Genomic DNA, 7,696 nt, shown 5'->3' on the forward strand with positions numbered 1-7,696 from the left:
GAGACGAACGCCCTGGTGACCGCCGCGCGGGATGCCGGCACGAAGATCGTCCTGGCCGGTTCCGGCGTCGAGCTGCCGCTCCCTCCCGACGAGACCGCCCCCGGCGGCCCGGACCTGGCCGCCACCGTCCGCGCACTGCAGGAGGGCGGCGCGGGCGTCCTGCTGATCTCCCGCGATCCGGCGGCGCTCGCCGCGGCCGACGTCGGTGTGGCGGACTGGGCGGACGGAACGGGCGGGGCGCCGCCCTGGGGCGCGCACCTGCTGGTCCTGCGGGATCCGGCGGCGGCCGCGCACGTCGTCGATGCCGTCGCCGCCGCGCGCCGCGTCAGCGAGCGGGGCGTCACGCTCGCATGGTCGGGCACGGGCGTGGCCGCTCTGCTCGCCCTCACCGGGCCGTCCGGAAAGGCGGCCGACCGCGCTCTGGCCGCCGTCAACGGCGCGGCGGCCCTGGGCATGGCCTACGGCGCCTGGACGGCCCGCGAGGTGATGCGGCGGGTTCCCGCGCCGGCGCTGCCGTCCACGCCGTGGCATGCCATGCCCGTGGAGGCGGTGCTGGAGCGCCTCGACAGCCGCGCCGGGGGCCTGTCCGAAGCCGAGGCGCGCGACCGGGGCGAGCACGGCGCGGACCGCGCGCGCACCGGAGGGGGCCGCCGGGCGCTGCCGCGGGCCGTGGTCCAGGAGCTGGCCAACCCGCTGACGGCGGTGCTGGCCGCGGGCGCGGCCGGCGCGGCGGCGGTCGGCTCGCCGGTCGACGCCGCGCTCGTCGCCGCGACGATCGGCCTGTCGGGCCTGGTCGGCGGCCGGAAGCGGGTCTCCGCGGACGAGATCATCGCGAGGATCTCGGCCAGGTCCGGCGAGCCGGTCGGCGTCCTGCGGGACGGCGAGGAGACGCGGGTGCCGGCGAAGCGGCTCGTCCGCGGCGACGTCCTGGTGCTCGCCGCCGGGGACGCGGTCCCGGCCGACTGCCGGATCGTCACCGCGAACGGGCTGGAGGCCGACGAGTCCTCGCTCACCGGCGAGTCCCTTCCGGTGGCCAAGGACACGGCGCCGACTCTGGCCCGGCACGTCGCCGAGCGCCGCTGCATGCTCTACGAGGGCACCACGATCGCCGCAGGAGACTGCACCGCCGTGGTGGTCGCGCTCGGCGACGCCACCGAGAGCGGGCGGGCCATGGCCGCCGCGCTGGCCGCGGGCCCCCCGTCCAGCGGCGTGGAGGCCCGCCTCAAGCAGATCACCGAGGCCACGACGCCGATGGCGGTCGGCGCGGCCGTCGGCGTCGTCACCTCGGGCCTGCTGCGCGGCGGCCCGCTGCGCCGCGCGCTGTCCGAAGGCGTCAACCTGGCCGTCGCGTCCGTCCCGGAAGGGCTTCCGCTGCTGGTCAGCGCCGCCCAGGTGGCCGCGATCCGGCGGCTCGCCGAACGGGGGATCTTCGTCCGCGACCCGCGGACCATCGAGACGCTCGGACGGGTCGACGTGCTGTGCTTCGACAAGACCGGCACCCTGACCGAAGGCCGCATCACGCTCGCCCGCATCGCCGACCACCGCCACGACGGGGAGGCCGCCCAGCCGGACGACTCTCTCCGCGGCGTCCTGGCCGCCGCCCTGCGCGCCACACCCGTCCCCGGCAACGGACGGCACAGCCACGTCACCGACGCCGCCGTGGACGAGGGAGCCGCGCGGGCGGGCGTGGACCGCGACTTCGGCGGTCCGTGGAAGCACATCCACAGCCTGCCGTTCGAGCCGTCGCGCGCCTTCCACGCGACTCTCGGAACCTCCGGCGGCGAGCGCACCGTGTTCGTCAAGGGAGCCCCGGAGGTCGTGCTCCCGCTCTGCGCCCGCACCCCGGACGGCGAACTGGACCGCCGCACCCGGCGGCGCCTGCGCAAGCACGTCGAGCGGCTCGCGTCCGGCGGCCACCGCGTCCTCGCCGTCGCCGAGCGCCGCATGCCGGACGGCGGCGAGACGGTCGGCGAGAGCGAGCTGGCCGGCATGACCTTCCTCGGGCTGCTCGGGCTCGCCGACACGGTCCGCGCCACCGCCGCGCCCGCGGTCGCCGACCTCCGCGCCGCCGGCGTCCAGATCATCATGCTCACCGGCGACCATCCGGCGACCGCCGCGGCGATCGCCGACCAGGTCGCCGGCGGGGGCGTCGAGCACCGCGTCATCACCGCGGACGAGATCGACCGGCTCGACGACCACGCCCTGTCGGAGGCCCTGGTCGGCGTGGACGTCGTGGCCCGGTGCACCCCCGTCCACAAGGTCCGCGTCGTGCGCGCCCTGCGCGGCCGCGGCCGCATCGTCGCCATGACGGGCGACGGCGCCAACGACGCCGCCGGCATCCGCCTCGCCGACGTGGGCATCGCGCTCGGTCAGCGCGGCACGGCCGCGGCGCAGGCGTCGGCGGACATGATCGTCGCCGACGACCGGCTGGAGACGATCGTCTCCGCGCTCGTGGAGGGGCGCGCCATGTGGGCGTCGGTCCGCGAGGCCCTCGCCATCCTGGTCGGCGGCAACCTCGGCGAGATCGCCTTCACCCTGCTCGGCTCGCTGACGACCGGCCGCGCTCCGCTGTCGGCCCGCCAGATGCTGCTGATGAACATGCTCACCGACCTGGCCCCCGCCCTGGCCATCGCCGTCCGCGTCCCCACCCGGGACGCCACCACGGCCCTGCTGGCGGAGGGCCCGGAGACCTCGCTCGGCTCCGCCCTGACCCGCGACATCGCCCACCGCGCGGTGGTGACCACGCTCGGCGCCCTGGCCGCCTGGGTGGCCGGGCGCCTCACCGGCCCGGCCGTCCGCGCTCGCACCATCGGCCTGGTCGCGCTCATCGGCACCCAGCTCGCCCAGACGCTCAAGGCGGGCCACGACGACCGCGCCGTCCTGCTCAGCACGCTCGGTTCGGCTGCCCTCCTGGCCGTCATCGTCCAGACGCCCGGTGTCAGCACCTTCTTCGGCTGCGTCCCCCTCGATCCGCTCGGCTGGGCCACCGCCGCGGCGGCGATCGCCGCGGCGGTTGCCGCGGGGCGTCTCCTGCCGTCAAGGGACGGACTCCGCGGCGGCGAGGGTCAGGGCGCCGACCAGGGCCGCGCGGGCGCCGAGGGATGAGGACCGGACCTGGACCCGGTCGCTGATCGCGGGCTGGGCGAAGCGGCGCAGGGACTCGCGGATCCCCTCCAGGAGGGCGTCGCCTCCCGTGGCGAGCTCCCCGCCGATGACGAGCATCGCGGGGTCCAGGGCGTTGCACAGGTCGGACAGGACGCGCCCGAGCCGGCGCCCCGCGTCGGCGACGATCCGGGCCACCACCGGGTTGCCGACCAGGGCGTCCAGGGAGAGGTCGTCGGGTCGTTCGGGCAGCGGGAGACCCGCCGCGATGAGCTGCCGCCAGACCTCGCCGATCGACACCACCGACTCCAGGCAGCCGCGCTGCCCGCACCGGCACTGCGCCCCGCCCTCCTGGATCAGCGTGTGCCCGATCTCCCCGGACGCCCCGTACGCCCCGGTGTACCGGCGGCCCGCGAGGATCAGCCCGGCCCCGATGCCGTGGGACGCCTTGACGTAGATCAGGTCGGACACGTTCCGCGCGGCCCCGTGCGTGTGCTCGGCCAGCGCGGCCAGCTCCGCGTCGTTCGCGATCAGCACCTCGCCGCCGAGCCGGGCGGTGAGCTCCTCCCGCGGCCGGACGCCGGCCCAGCCCGCGAGGATCGTGGCCGACTGGATCCGGCCGGTCGCCTGGTTGATCGGCCCCGGGATCCCCGCCACCGTCCGCAGCACCGACCCGGCCGCGACCCCCGACCGGTCGAGCAGGCCGGCGACCAGGGCCCCCGCCCGGTCGAGCGCGTTGCCCGCCGAACCGTCCACGTCGACGGGCGCCCGGTCCTCGGCGACGATTTCCTGCGACGTGGAGGCGAGGGCCGCGGAGACGTGGGTGTGCCCGAAGTCGATGCCGACGAGATGGCCCGGAGGGCGATGCGGCGACAGCGGGGAGGACGGCCTGCCGCGCCCCATGCGCTCGGCGGCCGGATGCTCCTCCACCAGCCCCTCGGCCAGCAGCCCCCGGACGATCCCGGCGACGGTGCTCGGCGCGAGCCCGGTGCGGCGGCTCAGCTCCTGGCGGGTCGCGGGGAAGGACTCGTTCAGCGCGTCGAGGATCGCGCGCCTGCTGCGCTCGATCCGCGGGTTCGGTGGGTTGGGCACCGGACGAGGATAGCGAATTAGAGCGCTAAATATACTAATTATCGTGCATTAAGAGTGTTGACCATAGAGTTTCGCCCAACTTACGATCACCGGACCGTTTGTGGAGCGTTCCCATCGCCTCCACCACCCCCCAGGAGACGCAAATGGACCGTGCAGGCGCGAAGAGGCGAAGAAGACGGGGGGTGTCGCTCGTCATGGCGGCCCTCCTCCTCCCCGGAGGGATCGCGGTGGCCCCGGCCCGGGCCGGCGAGCCCTCCCCCTCGGGCGGACTCGCCGAGGCCGCCGGGGAGGACGCCCAGGTCGTCCGGTCCCCCGACGGGGATCTGCGGGTGGCGATCGCCGCCGACGACGGGCGGCTCACCTACAGCGTGAAGGAGCGCGGCAAGGTCCTGGTCGGCGCGTCCGGACTCGGCATGGATCTCGCGGGACGGCCCAGCCTCACGCGGGACATGTCCATCCGGTCGGTCGAACGGCGCACGATCGACGAGACGTGGAAGCCCGTCTGGGGGACGTCCAGCAAGGTCAGGAACCACGCGAACGAGCTGACCGTCCACGCGGTGCAGGCCGGGACCGGCTTCGAGCTCGACCTGGTGTTCCGGGTCTTCGACGACGGGGTCGGGTTCCGCTACCACTTCCCGGGCCAGCCCGGCCTCGACGCCTACACCGTCACCGCGGAGCGGACGGAGTTCGCCTTCGAGCCCGGCGCGAGGAGCTGGTCGATCGCCGCGGGCACCAACTGGACCGCCGACGAGAAGCACTATCGCGACCTGCCCCTGTCCAGCGTCCCCACCGCGCAGACGCCCATCACCGCCTCGCCCGCCGCCGACTCCTACGTGGTGGTGCACGAGGCCGACCTGACCGACTACCCCAGCATGACCCTGAAGGCGGTGCCGGGACGGCCCGGCGCGTTCTCCAGCGACCTGATCAGCCTCCCCGACGGCACGAAGGCCAGGCTGAACGGCGAGTTCTCCACGCCCTGGCGCACCCTGACCGTGGGCGAGCGGCCCGGCGACCTCGGCGAGTCCCACCTGATCGAGAACCTCAACGACCCCTGCGCGGTCTGCGACGACACGTCCTGGATCAAGCCCGCGACGTACGTCGGCGTCTGGTGGGAGCTGCAGCGGCGGGCCACCACCTGGAACGCCGGGCCGAACCACGGCGCGACCACCGCGCGGGTCAAGCAGTACATCGACCTGGCCAAGCAGGCGGGCGCCGGGTTCGTGCTGGCCGAGGGCTGGAACACCGGCTCCGGCGGCTCGTGGTCGGGCCAGGACTTCCTGACCCCGCAGCCCGACCTCGACCTCCCCGAGGTGCTGCGGTACGCCAAGGCCAACGGCGTCGGGTTCATCGCGCACAACGAGACCCGGGGCGACGTCGACTACTACGACCGGAACCTGGAGAAGATCTTCTCCAGGTACGAGGCCCTCGGCATCCACTCGATCAAGACCGGCTACGCCACGAAGTACCTGCTCGGCGGGGTCAACCGCAGCCACTACGACCAGGAGGCCGTCCGGCACTACCAGCGGGTGGTGGACGCGGCGGCCCGGCACCGCATCACCGTCGACGCCCACGAGGCGATCAAGCCCACCGGCCTCGCGCGCACCTACCCGAACATGATGACGGGCGAGGGCGTCGCGGGCATGGAGCAGCACAACTACATGGGCGCGGCCGGCAACCCGCCCGCGCAGGCCACGATCCTGCCGTTCACCCGCTTCATGGGAGGGCCCGCCGACTACACGCCCGGCGTCCTCAACGTCACCTGGGACCCGGCCCGCCTCGGGACCCGCGTCCAGACCACCTCGGCGGCGCAGCTCGCCCTGTATCCGACGTTCTTCAGCCCAATGCAGATGCTCGCGGACACCCCGGAGAACTACGCCGCCCACCCCGGGTTCGCGTTCCTGAAGGACATGCCGGCCACGTGGGACGAGACCCGCGTCCTGGACAGCGCGATCGGGGACTACACCACGACCGCCCGGCGGAGCGGCCGGACCTGGTACCTCGGAGCGATCACCGACGAGAACGACCGGACCCTCCAGGTGCCGCTGTCGTTCCTGCCGGCCGGCACGTTCGTCGCGGAGACGTACGCCGACGCGCAGGAGACCACCTGGAAGGGCGACCCGCTGCCCGTCGAGATCCGCAGGACGCTGGTCAGGTCCTCCACCCGGCTGTCGATGTCGCTCGTCGGGGGCGGCGGCCAGGCGGTCAGGCTCAGGCCCGCCACCGCCGGCGACCTCCGCGACCTCTCCCCGTACGCCGCGCCCCGCGCGGACTACGGCTCCGTGGAAGCCTCCCTGGACCAGGGCACTCAGCGGCTCACCGTGAAGGCTCCGCTCACCAACGAGGGCAGCACCGTGGCCGAGTTCCAGGCCCGGGTCTTCCTCGACGGCCGCGCCGCCGGCGAGGCCCAGCGCGTCCGGGTGGCGGGCGGCGGAACCCGCACCGTCGAGTGGACGCTGCCCGCCTCCGAGGTGCCCGACGGGGACTTCGGGGTCGCGGTGGGAACGTCCAGCCCCGATTCCGGCAAGCCGGTCCGCGTGGAGCAGCCGGGCTCGCTGCTCGGACTCGTCCAGGACCTGCGGAAGTCCGGCAAGATGACGCCGTCGGCGGCGGCCGACCTCCAGCCCGCGATCGTCAAGGGCGAGGCCCTGCTCCGCCGCGGCGACGCGACCGGCCGTCTCCTGGCGCTGCAGGGCGTGCGGCTCGCCCTCTACGGGTTCTCCCTCGACGACGTGAGCGCGGAGGCCCGCACCGCGATCGACGGCCGCCTCACGGCCCGGCTCGGCGCACCGGAGGGGCTCCTCTTCCTCGCGCGCAAGGTGCGGGTGGCGGCCGATGAGGGGGCCGTCGACCCGGCCCTGTCCGGCAGGCTCGCCGCCGAGGTCAGGACCGCGGTGAACGCCGTGGCCGCACGCGACACGGCGGGGATGAAGGAGGCCCTCGACCGGTTCGACGCCCTGGTGGAGGCCGCGCAGATCGCTCCGGACGTCGCGGCCGGCCTGCTCGCCACGAGCCGGGCGCTCGCCGCCGAACCGCGCACGATCGAGGCGGAGTCCGCGCAGCTCGTGAGCGGCGCGTGCCGGCGCACCGACCACACCGGCTACACCGGCACCGGCTTCGTGGCCTGCCTGAAGACCAAGGACAGCGGCGTGCGGTTCGACGCCCCGGTCACCGCCGAGGGCCTCTACACGGTCCGCCTCCGCTACGCCAACGGCATGGGCTCGACGCGGACCATGACGCTCGCCGGCGGGACGCGGTCCGTCCAGCTCCAGCTCCCCGACCTGGGGTCCTGGGACGCGTGGTCGGAGCACCGGGCCGGCCTGCACCTCGCCCCGTCCGCGCCGCTGACCTTCGTCTACGGACCTAACGACAACGGCAACGTCAACCTCGACTCGGTCACCATCGAACCCGAGCTGGGGGTCGTCCAGCGATAACCGGCGTCCCCCCACACCCGGCGGCGCGGGCCGGCGGTGCCGCAAGAGTCCCAGCCGAGACTCCGGACGGT

At 74.7% G+C, this 7,696-nt stretch carries 3 protein-coding genes; 2 read left to right on the top strand and 1 reads right to left on the bottom strand.

Annotation, left to right across the window (positions count from 1 at the left end; translation table 11 throughout):
- The coding region (locus AB0C69_RS34300; RefSeq protein ID WP_360359191.1) for a cation-transporting P-type ATPase at nt 1-3,105 on the top strand (3,105 nt) is incomplete at its 5' end.
- Here the strand turns inward: AB0C69_RS34300 and AB0C69_RS34305 are convergent.
- On the bottom strand, nt 3,037-4,194 hold the full coding sequence (locus AB0C69_RS34305; protein WP_345173691.1) for an ROK family transcriptional regulator: 1,158 nt from the start codon (nt 4,192-4,194) through the stop codon (nt 3,037-3,039). The two genes, AB0C69_RS34300 and AB0C69_RS34305, sit on opposite strands and share 69 nt — an antisense overlap.
- 182 nt (nt 4,195-4,376) lie before the next feature.
- Between AB0C69_RS34305 and AB0C69_RS34310 the strand changes: the two genes are divergently transcribed.
- Nucleotides 4,377-7,625 (top strand): glycoside hydrolase family 97 catalytic domain-containing protein, encoded by a 3,249-nt coding sequence (locus tag AB0C69_RS34310; RefSeq protein ID WP_360359194.1) that lies wholly within the window; start codon nt 4,377-4,379, stop codon nt 7,623-7,625.
- Nucleotides 7,626-7,696: the final 71 nt, after the last annotated feature.

This window comes from Actinomadura sp. NPDC048032 (genome assembly GCF_040653175.1).
GTDB lineage: Bacteria > Actinomycetota > Actinomycetes > Streptosporangiales > Streptosporangiaceae > Spirillospora > Spirillospora verrucosospora.